The 20,097-nt window shown below is 63.7% G+C and carries 22 protein-coding genes; 11 read left to right on the forward strand and 11 right to left on the reverse strand.

The genetic code is table 11. From position 1 onward, the window contains the following. Positions 1-71 precede the first annotated feature (71 nt). Entirely contained in the window at positions 72-752 is a 681-nt protein-coding gene (locus NKJ12_RS03115; protein WP_352701231.1) for a ceramidase domain-containing protein, read from the forward strand. A gap of 92 nt (positions 753-844) precedes the next feature. Here the strand turns inward: NKJ12_RS03115 and acnA are convergent, their stop codons facing one another. Further along, the gene (acnA, locus tag NKJ12_RS03120; protein WP_352701233.1) at positions 845-3,535 is read right to left on the reverse strand and encodes an aconitate hydratase AcnA; all 2,691 of its coding nucleotides are present in this window, start codon (positions 3,533-3,535) and stop codon (positions 845-847) included. Between the two features lie 283 nt (positions 3,536-3,818). On the opposite strand from acnA, the gene ccmA reads away from it, so the two are divergent. From ccmA to NKJ12_RS03140, 4 genes are all read left to right on the forward strand, one after another. Then, positions 3,819-4,427: a heme ABC exporter ATP-binding protein CcmA gene (ccmA, locus tag NKJ12_RS03125; RefSeq protein WP_352479675.1), complete on the forward strand. Its 609-nt coding sequence runs from the start codon at positions 3,819-3,821 to the stop codon at positions 4,425-4,427. Positions 4,428-4,515: 88 nt separating this feature from the next. Beyond that, the gene (ccmB, locus tag NKJ12_RS03130) at positions 4,516-5,181 is read left to right on the forward strand and encodes a heme exporter protein CcmB (RefSeq protein WP_352701234.1); all 666 of its coding nucleotides are present in this window, start codon (positions 4,516-4,518) and stop codon (positions 5,179-5,181) included. Between the two features lie 126 nt (positions 5,182-5,307). Further along, positions 5,308-5,475, forward strand: coding sequence for a heme exporter protein CcmD (ccmD, locus tag NKJ12_RS03135; RefSeq protein WP_352479673.1), 168 nt, complete (start codon positions 5,308-5,310; stop codon positions 5,473-5,475). Beyond that, positions 5,472-6,047, forward strand: a complete 576-nt coding sequence (locus NKJ12_RS03140; RefSeq protein WP_254817862.1) for a DsbE family thiol:disulfide interchange protein — start codon at positions 5,472-5,474, stop codon at positions 6,045-6,047. Before ccmD ends, NKJ12_RS03140 begins: the two co-directional genes overlap by 4 nt. A gap of 33 nt (positions 6,048-6,080) precedes the next feature. Here the strand turns inward: NKJ12_RS03140 and NKJ12_RS03145 are convergent, their stop codons facing one another. Further along, positions 6,081-6,248 carry a hypothetical protein gene (locus NKJ12_RS03145; RefSeq protein ID WP_254817861.1) on the reverse strand — a complete coding sequence of 56 codons (168 nt, stop codon included), beginning with the start codon at positions 6,246-6,248 and terminating at the stop codon, positions 6,081-6,083. Positions 6,249-6,510: 262 nt separating this feature from the next. Between NKJ12_RS03145 and NKJ12_RS03150 the strand changes: the two genes are divergently transcribed. Further along, entirely contained in the window at positions 6,511-7,428 is a 918-nt protein-coding gene (locus tag NKJ12_RS03150) for an SMP-30/gluconolactonase/LRE family protein (protein WP_352479671.1), read from the forward strand. Between the two features lie 32 nt (positions 7,429-7,460). After that, positions 7,461-7,670: a tautomerase family protein gene (locus tag NKJ12_RS03155; RefSeq protein WP_254817859.1), complete on the forward strand. Its 210-nt coding sequence runs from the start codon at positions 7,461-7,463 to the stop codon at positions 7,668-7,670. A gap of 7 nt (positions 7,671-7,677) precedes the next feature. Here the strand turns inward: NKJ12_RS03155 and NKJ12_RS03160 are convergent, their stop codons facing one another. The 8 genes from NKJ12_RS03160 to NKJ12_RS03195 all read right to left on the reverse strand — a co-directional run bounded on the left by NKJ12_RS03160 (position 7,678) and on the right by NKJ12_RS03195 (position 14,996). Then, a complete protein-coding gene (locus tag NKJ12_RS03160) occupies positions 7,678-8,211 on the reverse strand; it encodes an NADPH-dependent FMN reductase (RefSeq protein ID WP_352701235.1) in 534 nt (177 codons plus the stop codon). Positions 8,212-8,244: 33 nt separating this feature from the next. Continuing rightward, entirely contained in the window at positions 8,245-8,865 is a 621-nt protein-coding gene (locus tag NKJ12_RS03165; RefSeq protein ID WP_352479669.1) for a pyridoxamine 5'-phosphate oxidase family protein, read from the reverse strand. Positions 8,866-8,931: 66 nt separating this feature from the next. Next, a complete protein-coding gene (locus NKJ12_RS03170; protein WP_352701417.1) occupies positions 8,932-9,606 on the reverse strand; it encodes a septation protein A in 675 nt (224 codons plus the stop codon). 60 nt (positions 9,607-9,666) lie between these two features. Further along, entirely contained in the window at positions 9,667-11,481 is a 1,815-nt protein-coding gene (gene ftsY, locus NKJ12_RS03175; protein WP_352701236.1) for a signal recognition particle-docking protein FtsY, read from the reverse strand. 11 nt (positions 11,482-11,492) lie between these two features. Beyond that, positions 11,493-12,794, reverse strand: coding sequence for a tRNA (N(6)-L-threonylcarbamoyladenosine(37)-C(2))-methylthiotransferase MtaB (mtaB, locus tag NKJ12_RS03180; protein ID WP_352701237.1), 1,302 nt, complete (start codon positions 12,792-12,794; stop codon positions 11,493-11,495). Next, positions 12,794-13,678, reverse strand: coding sequence for a diaminopimelate epimerase (gene dapF, locus NKJ12_RS03185; RefSeq protein WP_352649361.1), 885 nt, complete (start codon positions 13,676-13,678; stop codon positions 12,794-12,796). Before dapF ends, mtaB begins: the two co-directional genes overlap by 1 nt. A gap of 74 nt (positions 13,679-13,752) precedes the next feature. Further along, positions 13,753-13,914 (reverse strand): DUF1328 family protein, encoded by a 162-nt coding sequence (locus tag NKJ12_RS03190; protein WP_031195454.1) that lies wholly within the window; start codon positions 13,912-13,914, stop codon positions 13,753-13,755. 56 nt (positions 13,915-13,970) lie between these two features. Then, positions 13,971-14,996: an MBL fold metallo-hydrolase gene (locus tag NKJ12_RS03195; protein ID WP_352701238.1), complete on the reverse strand. Its 1,026-nt coding sequence runs from the start codon at positions 14,994-14,996 to the stop codon at positions 13,971-13,973. Positions 14,997-15,309: 313 nt separating this feature from the next. Between NKJ12_RS03195 and NKJ12_RS03200 the strand changes: the two genes are divergently transcribed. Both NKJ12_RS03200 and zapE read left to right on the forward strand, forming a co-directional pair. Next, positions 15,310-15,849, forward strand: coding sequence for a protease inhibitor Inh/omp19 family protein (locus NKJ12_RS03200; protein ID WP_352479663.1), 540 nt, complete (start codon positions 15,310-15,312; stop codon positions 15,847-15,849). 144 nt (positions 15,850-15,993) lie between these two features. Then, the gene (zapE, locus tag NKJ12_RS03205; protein WP_352701239.1) at positions 15,994-17,190 is read left to right on the forward strand and encodes a cell division protein ZapE; all 1,197 of its coding nucleotides are present in this window, start codon (positions 15,994-15,996) and stop codon (positions 17,188-17,190) included. Positions 17,191-17,229: 39 nt separating this feature from the next. Here zapE and NKJ12_RS03210 read toward each other — a convergent pair whose 3' ends face one another. Further along, entirely contained in the window at positions 17,230-17,658 is a 429-nt protein-coding gene (locus tag NKJ12_RS03210; RefSeq protein ID WP_352701240.1) for a GNAT family N-acetyltransferase, read from the reverse strand. A gap of 231 nt (positions 17,659-17,889) precedes the next feature. Between NKJ12_RS03210 and mdh the strand changes: the two genes are divergently transcribed. Together mdh and sucC are read left to right on the forward strand one after the other, a co-directional pair. Then, on the forward strand, positions 17,890-18,858 hold the full coding sequence (gene mdh, locus NKJ12_RS03215) for a malate dehydrogenase (RefSeq protein WP_352701241.1): 969 nt from the start codon (positions 17,890-17,892) through the stop codon (positions 18,856-18,858). Positions 18,859-18,899: 41 nt separating this feature from the next. Then, the gene (sucC, locus tag NKJ12_RS03220) at positions 18,900-20,093 is read left to right on the forward strand and encodes an ADP-forming succinate--CoA ligase subunit beta (RefSeq protein ID WP_352701242.1); all 1,194 of its coding nucleotides are present in this window, start codon (positions 18,900-18,902) and stop codon (positions 20,091-20,093) included. Positions 20,094-20,097: the final 4 nt, after the last annotated feature.

The raw sequence follows: 20,097 nt of genomic DNA on the forward strand, positions 1-20,097 counted from the left end.
TGCAACCGCTGGCAAGGGCGCAATAGGTGGACTTGCACTTTACGATGGAAGCGATTCGGGCGGCAATCAGCATGTGGCAATCTCTCCTGGCGCCGGTCGACCTCTATTGCGAACGGACGGGGCCGGAATTCTGGGCCGAGCCGCTCAATGCGCTGAGCAATCTGGCTTTTTTTGCCGCCGGGCTATGGGGTGTCTGGCAGGTGCGCAAGCGCGGCACCGGCACCTTCGCCGAAGTGCTGGCCTGGTGGGTGGTGGCGATCGGCGTCGGCTCGTCGCTGTTCCACACCTTTGCCAACCGTGGCACGGTCTGGGCCGACGTGCTGCCGATCGCCGGGTTCACGCTGGCCTACACGCTGTTCAACCTGCGGCGTTTTCTCGGCATGAAATGGGGCAAGGCGATGGCCATTTTCGTCGCCTTCTATGCCGTCGCCGGGCTGGTGACCTTTGCCGTGCCCGACTGGCTGCGCCAGGCGTCGAACGGGACGACCGGCTATCTGCCGCCCTTCCTGGCGCTCGCCTTCTTCGGCGCCATGGTGGCGGCCAGCGGCAACCGTGCCGGCTGGTACAATCTGGCGGGCTCGGCGATCTTCGTCGTGTCGGTCATCTGCCGGATGATCGATCCGCTGGTCTGCGGCGGCTTTCCGCTCGGCACGCATTTCCTGTGGCACATATTCAACGGGCTGATGCTCGGCGTGCTGCTGGCGGCGACAGCGCGGTTCGGAAAGCCGGGAATTAGGGCAGTAGGGCAGTAGGGCAGTAGGGCAGTAGGGCAGTAGGGCAGTAGGGGATAAGTCGCTTCTCCTTGCTTCACCCTACTGCCCTACTCCCTTATTGCCCTACTCCCTTAAGCGGCCAGATCGCGCAGCACGTATTGCAGGATGCCGCCATTCTTGAAGTAGTCGAGCTCGTCCAGCGTATCGATGCGGCAGATGATCGGAACCTCTTTGACGCTGCCGTCGCCGTAGGTGATCCTGGCGATCATCTTCTGCCGCGGCTTGATGTTGCCCAGTCCGTCGATCTCGACCAGTTCGTCGCCCTTGAGGTTGAGCGAGGCCCATGAGGTGCCTTCCTCGAAGACGAAGGGGATCACGCCCATGCCGACCAAATTGGAGCGGTGGATGCGCTCGAAGGACTGGGCGATGACCGCGCGGACGCCCAGCAAATTGGTGCCCTTGGCCGCCCAGTCACGCGACGAGCCGTTGCCATATTCGACGCCGGCGAAGATGACCAGCGGCACGCCTTCCTTCTTGTATCGCATGGCGGCGTCGTAGATCGATTCCTCTTCTTTCGACGGGTAATGGATGGTGTAGCCGCCCTCGCGGCCGTTCTCGCCCAGCATGTGGTTGCGGATGCGGATGTTGGCGAAGGTGCCGCGCATCATTACCTCATGATTGCCGCGGCGCGTGCCGTACTGGTTGAAATCGGCGACGCCGACGCCGTGGTCGGTGAGGTACTTGCCGGCCGGCGAGGCCGCCTTGATCGAACCGGCCGGCGAAATGTGGTCGGTGGTGATCTTGTCGCCGAACAGACCGAGCACACGCGCGCCCTTGATATCGCCGATCTTGCCGAAGCCCGACGTCATGCCGGCGAAATAGGGCGGGTTCTGCACATAGGTGGAATTGTCGTCCCAGGCATAGGTCTGGCCTTCCGGCGCCTTGACGTTCTGCCAGTACTCGTCGCCCTTGAAGACGTCTGCATATTTGCGGGCGAACAATTCGCGCGTGACGTTCTTCTCGATGAATTCCTGGATCTCGACCGAACTCGGCCAGATATCCTTGAGATAGACCGGATTGCCGTTGCGATCCTCGCCGAGCGGTTCGGTGGTCAGATCCTTGGTCACGGTCCCGGCCAGCGCGTGGGCGACGACCAGTGGCGGCGAGGCGAGATAGTTCGCTTGCACGTCGGGCGAGACGCGGCCTTCGAAATTGCGGTTGCCGGACAAGACTGCCGCAGCAATCAAGCCCTTATCGTTGATGGTCTTGGAGATCGGCGCCGGCAATGGGCCGGAATTGCCGATGCAGGTGGTGCAGCCGAAGCCGACCAGGTTGAAGCCGATCTGGTCGAGCTCCTTCTGCAGGCCGGATTTCTCGAGATATTCGGCGACGACCTGGCTGCCCGGCGCCAATGAGGTCTTGACCCACGGCTTCTGCTTGAGGCCGAGCCGGTTGGCATTGCGCGCCAACAGCCCGGCGCCGATCAGCACGCTCGGGTTCGATGTGTTGGTGCAGGAGGTGATGGCGGCGATGACCACATCGCCATGGCCAAGATCGTAGCTCGTGCCCTCGACGGCATAGCGCTTGTCGATTTCGGCGGCCTTCCTGTATTCGGACTCCATGGCCTTGGCGAAGCCAGCCGGAATGTCTTCAAGTGCGACCCGGCCTTCCGGCCGCTTCGGGCCGGCCATCGACGGGACGACACTGCCGAGATCGAGCTCCAGCAGGTCGGTGAAGACCGGATCGGCCGAGCCGGCATCGCGCCACAAGCCTTGCGCCTTCGAATAAGCCTCGACCAGGGCGATGCGGCCTTCGTCGCGACCGGACATGGTCAGATAGCGGAGGGTTTCGCTGTCGACCGGGAAGAAGCCGCAGGTGGCACCATATTCCGGCGCCATGTTGCCGATGGTGGCGCGATCGGCCAGCGTCATGTTGGACAGGCCCGGACCGAAGAATTCGACGAACTTGCCGACGACGCCCTTCTTGCGCAGCATCTGGGTGACTGTGAGCACCAGGTCGGTGGCGGTGACGCCTTCCCTCAGCCTGCCGGTGAGGCGAAAGCCGATGACTTCCGGCAGCAGCATGGAAACCGGCTGGCCGAGCATCGCGGCCTCCGCCTCGATGCCGCCGACGCCCCAGCCGAGCACGCCAAGACCGTTGATCATGGTGGTGTGCGAATCGGTGCCGACGCAGGTGTCGGGATAGGCGGTGGTCTCGCCGTCTTCGCTGTTGGTCCACACCACCTGGCCGAGGTACTCGAGATTGACCTGATGGCAGATGCCGGTGCCGGGCGGCACCACGCGGAAATTGCGGAACGCCTGCTGGCCCCATTTCAGGAATTTATAGCGTTCCTCGTTGCGCTCATATTCAAGCTCGACATTGCGGGCGAAAGCCAGCGGTGTACCGAATTCGTCGACGATGACCGAATGGTCGATGACCAGATCGACCGGCACCAGCGGATTGATCTTTTGCGGGTCGCCGCCGAGCGAGGCCATGGCGTCGCGCATGGCGGCAAGGTCGACCACAGCCGGAACGCCGGTGAAATCCTGCATCAGAACGCGGGCCGGGCGATAGGCGATCTCGACGCCGGCAGTGCCCCGGTCGGTCAGCCAGCCGGCGACCGCCTGGATGCTCTCCTTGGTAACGGAACGGCCGTCCTCGTTGCGCAACAGGTTCTCCAGCAGCACCTTCATCGAATAGGGCAATTGGGCAATGCCTGTGAGGCCGTTCTTTTCGGCCTCGACAAGGTCATAGTAGATGTACTCGGTGCCGCTGGCGGTCAGCGTGCGGCGGCAATTGAAGCTGTCGAGTGATTTGGACACGTGCGATCCCTAACTGTCGGTTGCCGGGAGGGAACGGACGCCAGTGGGCATGCAAATCACGCGCAAAGGTGCGGGTACGGCCATTTCCGCTGTCCGTTCCCAAGCGTCCGGGCCGTTCAAGGCGGCACGCGCGCTGGTTCGGCGCAAATTCGGTTCCCGCGCCGACCGCTGGCACGGATGATGCGGATATAGAGAATTTTCTGGAATAGTTCTAGACACGGAATCGCCATTTTTGCTGCGGCGCACCGAAGCCGCATTTGTACTTTTCGGCGAAGGGGAACGGATGCGGCTGATCGCCGAAAATCTGGGCGGCGAACGCGGCGGCGAGTCGGTATTTTCCGCCATCGAATTCGCGCTGGGGGATGGCCAGGCGCTGGTCGTCACCGGGGCGAACGGCGCCGGCAAATCGACGCTGCTCAGGATCATCGCCGGTCTGTTGCCGGTGGCGGCAGGCCGTGTGCGGTTCGAAGGTGGTGGCGAAGACTTCCCGTCGGTCGCCTCGGCCTGTCACTATCTCGGCCACCTCAACGCGATGAAGACGGCGCTGAGCGTCAAGGAGAATCTGTGCTTTTGGCGCGATTTTTCGGGCGCGGGCTCTGCGGGTGTCGAAGAGGCGCTGGAAACCGTCGGCCTGGGCCGCATCGGCCATCTGCCGTTCGGCTATCTCTCGACCGGCCAGCGCCGGCGCGCGGCGATTGCAAAACTGCTGGTCAGCCATCGGCCATTGTGGCTGCTTGATGAGCCGACCGCAGGACTGGACAAGGTTTCGGAGGAGAGAGTCGGCGAATTGATGGAGAAGCACCTCGAGAGTGGTGGGATCGTGGTCGCGGCGACGCATTTGCCGCTGGGGATCGAGCGGGCACAAGGGCTGGTGATGGGCGAGGCCGTTTGATGTTGGTGCTCTACGGCGCCCCCCTCTGTCCTGCGACGGAACTCCATCCTTTGCTTGGCCTTCACGCCTGCATCGGGACCAAACCATAATGTGGTCCCTCTTCCTGCGCGACATCCGCCTGAGCATCCGCGCCGGCGGCGGAGCGCTGACTGGAGTGATTTTCTTTCTCGCCGTCATCGCGACCATCCCCTTCGGCGTCGGTCCCGACCTGAGGCTGCTGGCCCGCATCGGCCCGGCGATCCTGTGGATTGCCGCCTTGCTTGCCTGCCTGCTCGGCCTCGACCGGCTGTTCCAGGCTGATCGGGAAGACGGCTCTCTCGATCTTCTGGTGCTTGGCAACGACCGGCAAATGCTGGTCTTGACCGTGCTGACGAAATGCCTGGCGCATTGGGCGGGAAGCGTGCTGCCGCTGGTCGTCGCCGCTCCCCTGCTTGGCCTGTTCATGAACATGGAGCCGGCCGGCATCGGCGCCACGGCGCTGACGCTGCTGGTCGGCACGCCGGCGATTACTTTCATCGGTGCCGCCGGTGCTGCGGTGGCGGTAGCGTTGCCGCGCGGCGGGCTGCTGATCTCGGTGTTGGTACTGCCGCTGACCATTCCCGTGCTGATCTTCGGCGTATCGGCAAGCTATGGCGCGGTAGCGGACCCCGATCCGTTCCTGCAGCCCTTCCTCATTCTTGCCGCGCTGACCCTGTTCCTTGCCGTGCTCGGGCCGGTGGCGGCGGCGCTGGCGCTGCGGCACGGAACGGATTGATGTGTTGGCTTCAGCTCATCCCTGCGGCGCGGCGAACAATTGCGGAGCCGATGGCGCGGCGTTAAGAGAAGACATGTCGGAACAAGGCGAGACGGACCGTTTGGAAAGCGCCGCGGAGCGAAAAGCATGAGCGTACACGCGCTTTATGTCACCGCCGCCTATGCGATCACGGCCGTGGTGCTGGGCGGGCTGATCGGCTGGATCCTGCTGGACCAGCGCGGCCGCAAGCGAGAACTCGCCGAGCTGGAAGCATCCGGCGTGCGCCGGCGCTCCGATAGGGCAGTCAAGCCATGAGCACGGAAACGGAAACACCGGCGCGCCGCCGCCTGATCGTGCTGCTGCCGCTGCTGGTCTTTCTCGGGCTGGCGGGATTGTTCCTGGCGCAGCTCTTGTCCGGGCGCGACGTGTCGGAAGTGCCGTCGGCGCTGATCGGCCTGCCGGCGCCGCAGACCAACCTGCCGGCGCTCGAGGGCACCAATTTGCCGGGCCTCGATTCAAAACAGTTCGCCGGCAAGGTGACGCTGGTCAACGTCTTCGCGTCGTGGTGCGCGCCGTGCCGCGAAGAGCACCCGGTGCTGCTGGCGCTGTCGCAGGACAGACGCTTCGTCATGGCAGCGTTGAACTACAAGGACCAGCCGGAAAACGCCCGTCGGTTCCTTGGCGATCTCGGCAATCCGTTCCAGGCGATCGGCGTCGACCAGGCCGGGCGCACGGCGATCGACTGGGGTGTCTACGGTGTGCCGGAGACCTTCGTCATCGGCAAGGATGGCAAGATCGCCTACAAGCATGTCGGGCCGCTGACGCCGGACTCGGCGCAGACGCTGCTGCTGCCGGAGATCGAGAAGGCGCTGGCCGTGCCGGGCTGATTGCCCGCCGTTTGTGATAGGTCGACCGAAGACTCAGCCGTAGATCTGCTTGTGGACCTGGTAGAGCATTTCTGAGCGGTCGGCGCGCATGTCGGCGAGGTCGCGGCTGGTGAAGCTGTCGATTTCGGCGACGAGGCGGTTGTAATGCCGGCGCTTGGCGATGCTGGCGCGAGCGCGGCTCATGAGGCTGTCGATGATCATAGCGAGTCTCCTTTTGCGCCGCATTTGCGGCCAGTTGTTCCTCCCTTGATCGATACGAAGCATGACATAGTTATGGTGCGTTGCAAAAATAAGATGTTGCAATGCACCATTGCGCTGGGCGCATAGCCGGTTAACCGGATGTCACCTGCCGTCCGGGCCAGCATTCGCTTCCACAATGCTTCTGACGCATCATCGATCTTGCCATATCGATCGCAGGCTGGCTTGATCGCGCCTCGCCAAGCGACTGCTACCGGGAGGAACCATGGCCAGCGAATTCTACGAAGTTCTCGATCCGCGCTTTTCGCGGCTGTTCAACGGCAATGCACAGGTCGACAGGCTGTTTACCGGCTGCCGATGGGCGGAAGGACCGGCCTGGTTTGCAGCCGGGCGCTATGTGGTATGGTCCGACATCCCGAACAATCGCATGCTGCGTTACGACGAGACCGACGGCAGTGTCAGCGTGTTCCGTCAGCCGTCGGGCAATTCCAACGGCAACACCGTCGACCGGCAAGGCCGGCTGGTTACTTGCGAGCATTCCGGCCGCCGTGTCAGCCGCACCGAGCATGACGGCTCGGTCATCACCATCACCGACAAATGGCGCGGCAAGCGGCTGAACTCGCCCAATGACGCGGTGGTCAAGTCCGATGGCTCGATCTGGTTCACCGATCCGAGCTACGGCATCGATACCGATTACGAGGGCGACAAGGCCGAAAGCGAGATCGGCGCCTGCCATGTCTATCGGGTCGATCCCGGCACCGGCGAGACCGAGGCGGTGATCACCGACATGGTCAGGCCCAACGGGCTCGCCTTCTCGCTCGACGAGCGCCAGCTCTATGTCGCGGACACCGGCCGCACGCATGGTGCGCAAAACCCGGCGCACATCCGGGTGTTCAATGTCGGCCAGGGCGGCAAGACGGTCTCAGGCGGAAAGGTCTTTGCCGACTGCACCGCCGGCCTGTTCGACGGTTTCAGGCTGGATGCGGACGGCCGCATCTGGACCAGCGCCGCCGACGGCATCCACTGCTACGATCCAGACGGGACGCTGATCGGCAAGGTCAAGGTACCGGAAGTCGTTGCCAATTGCGTGTTCGGCGGCAACAAGCTGAACTGCCTCTATATCGCCGGCACGACTTCGCTCTACATGGTCCGGCTCATGGTCAACGGCGCCAAAACCTACTGAGCGGCCGCCAAGCATATCCAAGGGAGGGACCCATGCCATTCGTGAACATCCGCCTGGTCAAGGAGGTGATTGCCGATGACCCGGCCGGCAAAAAGGCCGCGATCGCCGCCCAGGTGACAGCGGCCATAACCGGCGTCACCGGCCTGACCAACAACGATGTCTGGGTGGTCTTCGAGGAGGTCGCTGCACGCGACTGGTTCGTCGGCGAGACCGACGTCGAGACGCGGAGAGGCAAGGGTTGAGCGCCGCTCAGCCGACGCGGATGAACTCGGCGAAATCCGAAACGGCGCCGCGCATCGCCAGCCGGTTTTCCGGTTCCGCCAGGATTTTCTCCACCTCCGGCCGCCTCTTGCCGAGCAGCGCGATTTCGAGCGCTGCTTCCTCATAGAGCGCGAAAGACATTGTCCGCATGACCTCGACCAGTGCGGCGCGGGCAAACAGCGAGCGCGGCGAGGCATGCACCAGCATGGCTGGCTTGCCGACGGCGGCATCGCGCGACACCAGCCAGTCGAGCGCGTTCTTCAGGCCGCCTGGCACGCCGTGTGCGTATTCCGGGCAGGAGACGATGACGCCGTCAGTGGCGGTGACCGCATCGATCAGCGCCGCTGCTTGCGGCGGCGTCCGCTCGCCTTCGTCGTCGGGGTTGAAGATCGGCAGCCGACCAAGCCCGTCATAAACGGAGACGTGACAGTCCGGCGGCGCGTTTTGCGTGAGGGCCGCGACCAGGGCCGAATTGGTCGAGGCGGCGCGCAGGCTGCCGGAAATGGCGAGAATGTTCAGCAAAGGGAGCGGCTCGGCGATTCGTTGCCGGGCACGCTACCACATGGTCTGCTTGTAATCCTCGTCAAGCCAGCGGTCGGTGGCCTCCGCCGTTTCGGCAAGCGCCAGCTGGTCGCGCAGGATCTGGCCGAGCGTCGGCAGCGTCGCGCGGTCGTACCAGGTTTCGGGCTTCCACAGTTCGGAGCGCATGAAGGCCTTGGCGCAATGCATATAGGCGGCCTTGACCGTCACCACGACGACGCTTTGCGGTGCCTTGCCGTCGACCGCCAGCCGCTCGCGCAATGCCGCATCGACGGTGATGCGGGCATCGCCGTTGACACGCAGCGTCTCGTTCATGCCGGGAATGAGGAAGAGCAGCCCGACCGAGGGATTGAGAAGAATGTTCTCCAGCGTGTCGAGCCGGTTGTTGCCCGGCCGGTCGGGGATGGCGATGGTCTTCTCGTCGAGCACTGCCACAAAGCCCGGCCTGTCGCCCTTGGGCGTCACATCGGCATTGCCGGCGCCGTCGGACGAGCCGATCAGCACGAACGGGCTCTTGCCGATGAAGGAACGGCAGTGGCCGTCCAATGTCTTCAATTCCTTGCGGATCGAGCCGTCGGTCGGCCGAGGCGTCTTGTAGATCGTCCTCAGCTCGTCGCGCGTGATGATGAATTCCATCCTCGTCCCCTCCTATTCTGACGCAATTCCCAGGGGAAACCGCTGCACAGACCTTTCCTGGAATTGCTACTTGCCGGCGTTTCCCGCTTTCTCGGTCTTGTCCTCGAGCGAATGGCGCAGGATCAGCGGCATCTGGCTGAAGGTGAACAGAAGCGTGATCGGCATGATGCCCCAAACCTTGAAGGTAACCCATGTATCGGTGGAAAAATTCCGCCAGACCACTTCGTTGACAAGGGCTAGGAACAGGAAGAACAGGCCCCAGCGGAAGGTGAGCTTGCGCCAACCCTCGGCGTCGAGATTGAAGGCCGATTCGAAGACATAGCCGAGCAGCGATTTGCCGAAGAACAGGCCGCCGAGCAACACGCCGCCGAACAGCGTGTTGACGATGGTCGGCTTCATCTTGATGAAGATATCGTCTTGCAGATAGAGCGTCAGCGCGCCGAAGATGAAGACGACGACGCCCGACACCATCGGCATGATCGGCAAGGTACGGGTCAGCAGCCAGGAAGCGATCAGCGCGATCGCGGTCGCGGCCATGAACAGGCCGGTCGCGACGAAGATCGGTCCGCCGAACTCGCCCAGCGCCGGGAATTTCTGCACCAGCCATGCGCCGCGCGCATTGGCGAAGAAGAATACCATCAGCGGGCCAAGCTCCAGCACCAGCTTGAGCAGCGGATTGACGGCTTCCTTCTTCTGCTTTTGCGGGTCGGATGGGTCGCGTTCGAGAATGGGTGGGCTCATAAGGTCCTTCTTACGCATGATTCAATCCAAAAAGCCTGCACCTTATTGGGATCATGCTCGTCAAGCCACGCCAGCGATCGCCCTGGCGAATTCGCTTGCGGAAAAGGGTTCGAGGTCGTCGACCTGTTCGCCGACGCCGATGAAATAGACCGGCAATTTATGCTTTGCCGCGATCGCCACCAGAATACCGCCGCGCGCCGTGCCGTCCAGCTTGGTCATCACCAGGCCGTTGACGCCGGCGACATTGCGGAAGATCTCGACCTGGTTGAGCGCGTTCTGGCCGGTGGTGGCATCGACCGTCTGCAGCACCGTGTGCGGCGCTTCCGCATCGAGCTTGCCCAGCACGCGGACGATCTTTTCCAGTTCCGCCATCAGCTCGGTCTTGTTCTGCAGCCGCCCGGCGGTGTCGATGATCAGCACGTCGGAGCCGGCCTCCTTCGCCCGCTCGAATGCGTCATAGGCGAGGCCAGCGGCGTCGGCGCCGAGCTTCGAGGCAATGACTGGCGAGTTGGTGCGCTCGCCCCAGATCTTCAGCTGCTCGATCGCGGCTGCGCGGAAAGTATCGCCGGCGGCGAGCATCACCGAAAGGCCGCCATCGGTGAGCTTTGCGGCGAGCTTGCCGATAGTCGTTGTTTTCCCGGTGCCGTTGACGCCGACCACCAGGATGACATGCGGCTTATGGCTGAGGTCGAGTTCCAGCGGCATGGCGACATGGGACAGCACCTTCTCCACCTCGGCCGCCATGATGGCGCGGACTTCGGTATCGGAGACGTCTTTGCCGTAGCGGCTGGCGGAGAGTGCATCGGTTACGCGCAAAGCCGTCTCCATGCCGAGATCGGCGCGGATCAGCACGTCCTCCAGGTCCTGCAGCGTGTCCTCGTCGAGTTTCCGCTTGGTGAAGACGCCGGCGATGTTGCCCGACAACTCCCGGGAGGAGCGCGCAAGCCCGTCTCGCATGCGCTGGAACCAGGAGCGCCTCGGCGCCGGTTCGGGCGCCTTCTGCGGCTCGGCTTTCTGCTCGACCTTCTTGGTTACGGTGACTTTGCCGGAGGCGGGCTTTGGCTCCGGCGATGGTTGCGGGACGGCCTCCGGCTCGGGCGCGATCTCGGCGAGCGGCGGCTTCGTCTCGACGGGCGCTGGCTGGCGGATCGGCGGCGGGATTTCGGCCGGCGGCGGCGCTGGCGTGATTTCGGCAGCGGGTGCCGCGTCTTGCGCAGGTTGGCGCTGCCCCTCACCCCTACCCGTTCCGGGGCGAGCCGCTTGTCTCGCCCGTCCTTCGGACCCCCGTAAGGGACGGGGAGAGGGGGGCGTCAGCGCCGGAGCTTTTTCTTTGCCGCTTTCAAAACGAGGCTCGGCGTGACGATCAGCACCCTTCTCCCCGTCACTATAAGGGGAGAAGGTGCCTGCAGGCGGATGAGGGGCAGCGCCACGTTCGGATGGCGGAGGCTCAGTCTGGACGATTTCTGGCTGCGTCGGCTCTGCCTCAGGAATTTCCTCCGGCTCTGGCTCCGGGGCTGGCTCGGGAACGACGGGAGCGGCGTCTGACGCCGCCTGTTCGGCAGGCGCCTCTGGCTCCGGAGCGGGTTCTGGCTGGGTGTCCTGCTCGGGCGGAAGGGTCGGCGCAGGCTCGGGCTCGGCCTCTTCAACAGGCGCCGGCTGCGGCGCGGGCGCTTCCGCCTCGACCGGCGGTACGGCTTCGGTCTCGGAGCGAGGCTCTTCGCGTTTCAAAAACTCCGGAACGGTCTGCTCGGCGGCCGGCTTCAGCGCCTCCAGTTCGTCCCATTTGATCGGCGGCAGCGGTGCGGTCTCGTCGGGCCGCCCCTCGACCACTTCCTTCTTGCCGAACGAAAATATCTTCTTGAAAAAACCAGCCATGTCTTGCGCTCTCAGACGCCGCGGGCGGCAAGCGGCGCGGCGATCAGTCTGATACCGTCATGGCCGGCGATATCAGCCTCGACGATGTCGCCCGGCGCGCCCGCCGACAACACTGCCAGCGTAAACCCCTCGGTGCGGCCAAGGCCGTCACGCTCGACCAGGATCGACTGATGCGTTCCGGCGAGCGAGGCAAGATGGCGGCGATAGGCGGCCTCGCCGGCGGTGCGCAGGCGTGCCGCGCGTTGCTTGACGACGTCGCGGCGGAGCTGCGGCATGCGCGCGGCGGGCGTGCCTTCGCGCGGCGAAAACGGGAAGACATGAAGATGCGTCAGGCCGCATTCCTCGACGATCTCCAGCGAGTTTTCGAACATTGCGTCCGTCTCGGTCGGGAAGCCGGCGATGATGTCTGCGCCGAAAACGATACCGGGGCGCAGTTTGCGCACATCCTCGCAAAAGCGGATCGACTGGTCGCGGCTGTGCCGGCGCTTCATCCGCTTCAGGATCATCTCGTCACCCGATTGCAGCGACAGATGCAGATGCGGCATCAGCCTCGGCTCGGTGGCGATGGCGTCCAGCAGATCGTCGTCGGCCTCGATCGAATCGATGGAGGAAAGCCGCAGGCGTTTCATGTCGGGCGCCTGCCTCAGGATGGTCTTGACCAATTTGCCGAGCTTCGGTGCGCCAGGCAGGTTGGCGCCGAAACTGGTCATGTCGACGCCGGTCAGCACGATCTCGGCATAACCATTGCCGACGAGTCGCTTGACCTGCTCGACCACGGCGCCCATCGGCACCGAGCGCGAATTGCCGCGACCGTAGGGAATGATGCAGAAGGTGCAGCGGTGGTCGCAGCCGTTCTGCACCTGGACGAAAGCGCGTGCCCGGCCCTCGATGGCGTCGACCATGTGGGCGGCCGTCTCGCGTACCGAAAAAATATCGTTGACGCGCGCCTTTTCGGTGTCGTTGACGCCGAAATCCGGCAGCGCGCGATAGGAATGCGCCTTCAGTTTTTCCTCATTGCCGAGGACGAGGTCGACCTCGTCCATGGCGACGAAATCCTGCGGGCCGGTCTGCGCGGCGCAGCCGGTGACGATGATGCGGGCGGCCGGGTTCTCACGGCGGGCTTTTCTGATCGACTGCTTGGCCTGGCGTACAGCCTCGCCGGTGACGGCGCAGGTGTTGAAGATGATGGCGCCGCCTTCGAGGCCGCCGAGGCCCGCACTTTCGGCTTCACGCCGCATCACCTCGGATTCATAGGTGTTCAGCCGGCAACCGAAGGTGACGACCTCGATGCCCTTGTTGCCAAGAGGAGCCATCAGGCGGCGCTTTCGGTGTCGCGAGCCCACGCCCCGGTCGCCGGATCGAAGCTGCCGGAAAATTCCCATTCGGCGGCACCGGTGAGGATGACGTGGTCGTCGTCGCGCCACAGAACATGCAGCGAGCCGCCGCCGGGCGTCATCAGCGTGACGCTGCGGCCGGTGCGCCGGGTGCGGGCCGCGGCGACCACGGCGGCGCAAGCGGCCGAGCCGCAGGCCCTGGTCAGGCCGGCGCCGCGCTCCCAGGTGCGGATGATCATGGTCTCCGGCGAAGTCACCTGCGCGATGGTGATGTTGGCGCGCTCGGGGAAGATCGGGTGGTTTTCGAGCAGCGGGCCGAAGCGCTCGAGCTCGTAGGACCAGACGTCGCGGTCGACCCAGAAGATAGCGTGCGGATTGCCCATCGAGACGACCGACGGCGAATGCAGCACCGGGGCATCGATCGGGCCGATCTGCAGCTCGATCATGCGGGTGTCACGGAATTCCTCGGCCAGCGGGATGTCCTGCCAGCCAAAGCGCGGCCTGCCCATGTCGACCGAGATCATTCCGTCGGCATGTTCCTCGGCGTTTAGGATGCCGGCGACTGTTTCAAAGGCAAATGTCTTCTGGCCGGTCTCGGCGGCGAGCGCCTGGACGACACAGCGCATGCCGTTGCCGCAAGCTTGCGCGCTGGTCCCGTCGGAATTCAAGATATCGATGAAAAAGGCGGTGCCCGGCGTCCTGGCGTCGTGGATCGCCATGATCTGGTCGAACCGGGTCGACGTGTCGGCATTGAGCGCGACGGCTGCCGCAGACGTCACGCGATCGGCACGGCCACGCATATCGGCAACGATGATTTCGTTGCCGATGCCGTTCATCTTGGCGAAAGGGGCCGCGCTTGCCATCGATCGAAAGGTCTCTTGCCGGTTTGGCGCCTATATGGCGGATAGCGGCAGAAATTACCAGCGCGGCGTGATTTTCACGTCACCGCGAAGACGCCAAGCACGATCAGCAGGAAGATGATCAGCACGATGCCGATGAGGATGCGCGCGCCGGTGGCGGCGGCTCCGGCCAGTGCCGGCATGCCGAGCAGGCTCGCCGCGGCCGCGATAATCAAAAGAATGATAATCCACCTGATCATAAGAGGCACCTCGCAACCGACAGGTTTGAACAACCTACAAACGTCTATGTGATGCCTCAGGTTCCGCCGCGCTCAACCTCCGGCACGTCCCAGACTTCGCCCGGCCGCAAGGCGCGAAAACGTTGCCGCGGCAGGCCGGCAGCATCGAGCGCTTCACCGAGCTTTCTGGGCGGCTCCTCGATCGGCTCGTTGGTGAGCCGGAACGTGCCCCAGTGACAGCCGGCGGCATAGGCGGCGTTGCACAAAAGCATGCCTTGCACCGCCTCTTCCGGATCCTGGTGATGAGGCGCCATGAACCAGCGCGGCTCGTAGGCGCCGATCGGCAGGATGGCGAGGCGGAAGCCGCCGTGCTTTTGCGCCATCAGCCGGTAATTGATGCCGCCGTGGAAGCCGGTGTCGCCGGCGAAATAGATCTTTGCGTCGGGCGTCTCGACGACGAAACCCGCCCATAGCGCCATGCGCCGGTCGCGAGTACCGCGGGCCGACCAGTGATGCACCGGCTCGACATGGACGGCGACGCCATCGCCGATATCGACCCGGTCGCCCCAGTCATGCGCGGAAAGCCGCATACCGGGCACGGCGGCGCCGACGATTGTGTCGTTGCCGAGCGGCGTCAGCAGCAGCGGGTCGTGTTTTGTCTTCAGGCGCTTCAGCGTGGCGAGGTCGAGATGGTCGTAATGGTTGTGGCTGACCAGCACGAGGTCGATCGGCGGCAAATGGGAAAAGGCGATGCCGGGCGGATTGACGCGTTTCGGCCCGGCGAAGGAGAGCGGCGAGACACGCCGCGACCAGACCGGATCGGTCAGGATGTTCAGGCCTGCTGTCTGGACGAGCAGCGAGGAATGACCGACCATGGTGAGGCGCAGCGCAGAACCATCGATGCGCTCGACCGGTCTTGCCGGCGGAAACGGGCTCGGATCCGCCGTCGGCCATTTCGAGCGCTCGCGGCTCAGTTGCCACTTCAACAGATCGGCAAAGCGACCCGGCGGCCGGCCGTCGGGATTGAAGAACAAGGTGCCGTCGAAATGATCGCTGGGCGGCCCGCTGTAATAGCGGTTGGCGGCTCTCTTTCTCGCGGCCAAGAAATCGGCTCCCTGCAGCTTGCTGATCGCCAAGAGATAATGCCGGAGCCGGCCCGCACAAGCATTGAGGTGAACGCCAAGGAAACGCCAAGGATTTGACGCCAGCGCGCCGTATCGCATCAACCGGAGAGGCCGGCCAAAGGCCAAGGCGCGACGCAATTCAGGCAATGTGCATTTTGCGACAAATTTGCAACATTAGCGGCGCAAACCGTATTTTAACCATATCGGGTTGAAATTTCGCCACCTTCTCCATCTTGGTGAGGGGGACATTGCGCGGACGGCTTCCCCAGCTCGATCCGACGGAGGTTGAAGAATGAAATTTTCGAAAACCGGCCTGCTGGCCGTATCGCTGGCCGCGCTCGTTGCGAGCGGCTGTTCGACCTCGCGGTTCTCATCGATGGACGAGCAGCAGCCGGCGCCGCTGGAAGCTGCGCCTGCCGGCAAGGTGACTGCAAACCAGTTGCCGCCACCGGCGACACCCGGCGCCGCCGACCCGTCGAAATTTCCGACTGCGCCGCAGAACACGCAGGTCGCCTCGCTGCCGCCCGACGGGACGGCGCCGGCCGGTGCGGCCGACCTGACCGCCTCTAGCGTCGCTGGTGTGTGGAAAGCAAGCGTGTCCGGCCAGAGCTGTCAGGTGGCGACGCCGCAGACCAAATTCGGGTCGGGCTACCGCGCCGGACCGCTGCATTGCCCGGCGCCGATCGACGGCATCAAATCCTGGAACGTCGCCGGCAAGCAACTGACGCTCTATGACGAGAATGGCGGCACGCTGGCACGGCTTTATTCCTCGGGCGGCGAGAAATTCGACGGCCAGACTTCCAACGGCCTGCCGATCTCGCTTACAAGGTAAGAGAACGGCCCCCATTGGTACGCAATTCCGGACGGAAAACCGCTACATACTTTTCCTGGAATTGCTCTCTTTTGTTTTTTACGCAATTCCGGACAGAAAACCGCTACACACTTTTCTTGGAATTGCTCCGGAACGACGTGACCGATGCATCTGCGTGACGGCCTCCAGACCCATGCGACCGTCAAGCAGCGCTATGACCATCTGGTCGAGACGGGCGCCATCGGGCGCGATCCGGCGCAGGAGCGGATCGCCGCTGCGCTCGACCGGCTGATCGACGAGATATCGGCAAAGCGGCTGGCGCATAAATCAAGCGCGCTGGGGTGGTTGTTCGCCCGCAAGCGCGAGGGGCACGAGGCGGTCAAGGGCCTCTATATCCATGGCGGCGTCGGCCGCGGCAAGACCATGCTGATGGACATGTTCTTCGAGCTGTTGCCGGTGCGGCGCAAGCGCCGCGTGCATTTCAACGATTTCATGGCCGACGTGCAGGACCGCATCCAGAAGCACCGGCAGGCGCGTAAAGAGCGTACGGTCAAGGAGGACGACCCGATCCCGCCGGTGGCGCGCGCGCTTGCCGAGGAAGCCTGGGTGCTGTGCTTCGACGAATTTTCGGTCACCGACATCGCCGATGCGATGATCCTGTCCAGGTTGTTTTCGGCGTTGTTTGCCAATGGCGTGGTGCTGGTCGCCACCTCCAATGTCGCGCCGCAGGATCTCTACCGCGACGGCCTGAACCGTCAGTTGTTTTTGCCGTTTGTCGCTATCCTGGAGCGCCACGCGCACGTGCTGGCGCTGGACGCCGACAAGGATTACCGCCTGGACAAGCTCAGCCGCATGCCGGTCTACATCACCCCGGCCGATGCCGCCGCCGACCATGCGCTCGACGAGCTGTGGGCGGTGATGACGCATGGCAGGCCGTCGGCCGAGACGATGCTGACGGTTAAGGGCCGACATGTCGTGGTGCCGCGTGCTGCCGGCGAGGCGGCGCGGTTTTCGTTCGCCGATCTCTGCGAGAGGCCGCTCGGGGCCCGCGACTATCTTGCCATTGCCCGCCGTTTCTCGACCATCGTCATCGACCGGGTGCCGGTGCTCGGCGAAGGCAAGCGCAACGAAGCCAAGCGCTTCATCCTGCTGGTCGATACGCTCTACGATCATCATGTACGGCTGGTGATGAGCGCCGCGGCACCGCCGGCGCAGCTCTATACGGCCAAGCGCGGCAACGAAGTCTTCGAGTTCGAGCGCACCGCATCGCGGCTGATCGAGATGCAGAGCCACGACTGGCTGGAGAACTGGGCGGAGAGGCAGAGGGCGCGGGGATCATCGACCGAGGCACGGCAGGCTTAGGCGTGAGGGATAGTACAGAAGAGGCCCTGCCGCCGGCGCCTATAACCGATAAACATACATGACGAACCCCTCCGCCGGCCCACGCGGCTCTTTTCGCGACTCGTAAAGTGCGCGAGCAGCAACATTGTCCGGCTCGGTGCCGACCCACGCCTCCTCACAGCCATGCTCGCAACCGAGTGCGAACATGGCGTCGAGCATCCTCGTCGCAATGCCCTGGCGTTGAAAGGCCGGCGCCACGCCGACCTCGTCTATGTAGAGTTCGCTCACCTTGTCCGGGTGGCGGTGGATGACGGCTGCGCATTGGCCAACGACGATGCCGTCGGCGAGGGCCACGACCATGAAATGACCGGGCTCCGCAAGATAGGCGGAGAGCCGATCCGGCCTGACCGGCTCGTCGAAGACTTCGTCGGCAGCCCGCATCACAAGGACGTCATCGCCAGGAAACAGCCTTCTGATTTCCAGTGCCATTGTGTAGAATTCCTCTAGTCGGCTTCAGAATTTTGACGTTTACGTAAGTCCCATTGTTTCTAACCGATTGAAATTGTTCACTGGAAAATAATCGTTTGAATTTTTGTGCGGCCGGGGCTATTGCGTGCGGCGAATTTCGCGGTTCCGCAGCATTCCGGCCTCTTCCTCCGACGCCGTCATCAAATCGTCAAGGATTTGGGCGCCGTCATATCAAAGGGAAAACATCCTGACATGGCACGCAACAAGATAGCGCTCATCGGCTCGGGCATGATCGGCGGCACCCTCGCCCACATGGTCGGCCTCAAGGATCTCGGCGACGTCGTGCTGTTCGATATCGCCGAAGGCATCCCGCAAGGCAAGGGGCTGGACATCGCGCAGTCGTCGCCGGTCGATGGGTTCGACTCCAGGCTGACCGGCGTCAACGACTATGCCGGTATCGAGGGCGCCAACGTCTGCATCGTCACCGCCGGCGTGCCGCGCAAACCCGGCATGAGCCGCGACGATCTTCTGGGCATCAATCTGAAGGTGATGGAGCAGGTCGGCGCCGGCCTCAAGAAATACGCGCCGAAAGCCTTCGTCATCTGCATCACCAACCCGCTCGACGCCATGGTCTGGGCGCTGCAGAAGTTTTCCGGCCTGCCCAAGAGCCATGTCGTCGGCATGGCCGGCGTGCTCGACAGTTCGCGCTTCCGTTATTTCCTGGCCGAGGAATTCAAGGTCTCGGTAGAGGACGTCACCGCCTTCGTGCTCGGCGGCCATGGCGATTCCATGGTGCCGATGATCCGCTATTCGACGGTTGCCGGCATCCCGTTGCCCGACCTCATCAAGATGGGCTGGACCTCGAAGGAGCGGCTCGACCAGATCGTGCAGCGCACCCGCGACGGCGGCGCCGAGATCGTCGGCCTGCTCAAGACCGGCTCTGCCTTTTATGCGCCGGCCGCCTCGGCCATCGCCATGGCCGAAGCCTATCTCAAGGACAAGAAGCGGGTGCTGCCCTGTGCGGCGTACCTCTCCGGCCAATATGGCGTCAAGAACACCTATGTCGGCGTTCCCGTGGTGATCGGCGCCGGCGGCGTCGAGCGGATCATCGAGATCGAGCTCACAAAGAACGAGCAGAAGATGTTCGACAATTCGGTCGCGGCGGTGCAGGGCCTGTGCGACGCCTGCGTCAAGATCGCTCCACATCTCGCGGCCAAGTAAGCCGGTAACCAAGCCCGCCAAGCAAGCTGGAGACATAGCGCATGAACATCCATGAGTATCAGGGCAAGGCGCTGCTGAAAGGCTTTGGCGCACCGGTGGCCGAGGGCGTGCCGGTGTTCAAGGCGAGCGAGGCGGAAGCTGCCGCCAAGGCGCTGCCCGGCCCACTCTATGTGGTCAAGAGCCAGATCCATGCCGGCGGCCGCGGCAAGGGCAAGTTCAAGGAGCTCGGGCCCGATGCCAAGGGCGGCGTCAGGCTGGCGAAGTCGGTGGCCGAGGTCGTCGCCAACGCCAAAGAGATGCTCGGCCACACGCTGGTCACCAAGCAGACCGGCCCGTCCGGCAAGCAGGTCAACCGGCTCTATATCGAGGACGGCGCCGACATCGAGCGCGAACTCTATCTGTCGATCCTGGTCGACCGCTCGGTCGGGCGCGTCGCCTTCGTCGTCTCGACCGAGGGCGGCATGGACATCGAGGCGGTCGCCCACGACACGCCGGAAAAGATCATTACCGTCGCCATCGACCCGGAAAAGGGCGTGACGGCCGACGATGTGAAGAAGCTCAACGCCGCACTGAGGCTCGACGGCGACGCCGCCAAGGACGGCTCCACGCTGTTTCCGATCCTCTACAAGGCCTTTGTCGAGAAGGACATGAGCCTGCTCGAGGCCAACCCGCTGATCGTCATGAAGAGCGGCCGGCTGCGCGTGCTCGACGCAAAAGTGTCGTTCGACAACAATGCGTTGTTCCGTCACCCGGACGTGCTTGAATTGCGCGACACCACCGAAGAGGACGAGAAGGAGATCGAGGCGTCGAAATACGACCTCGCCTATGTCGCGCTCGACGGCAATATCGGCTGCATGGTCAACGGCGCCGGCCTCGCCATGGCGACGATGGACATCATCAAGCTCTACGGCGCCGAGCCCGCCAACTTCCTCGATGTCGGCGGCGGCGCGTCGAAAGAAAAGGTGACGGCGGCGTTCAAGATCATCACCAAGGATCCGGCGGTCAAAGGCATCCTGATCAACATCTTCGGCGGCATCATGAAGTGCGACATCATCGCCGAGGGCGTCATCGCCGCGGTCAAGGAGGTCGGCCTGCAAGTGCCGCTGGTGGTGCGGCTGGAAGGCACCAATGCCGAGCTCGGCAAGAAGATCATCAACGACAGCGGACTGAACGTGGTGTCGGCCGATGACCTCGATGACGCAGCCAAGAAGATTGTCGCGGCGGTGAAGGGCTGAGTCT

The organism is Mesorhizobium sp. M0195 (assembly GCF_040322115.1).
Taxonomy (GTDB): Bacteria; Pseudomonadota; Alphaproteobacteria; order Rhizobiales; family Rhizobiaceae; genus Mesorhizobium.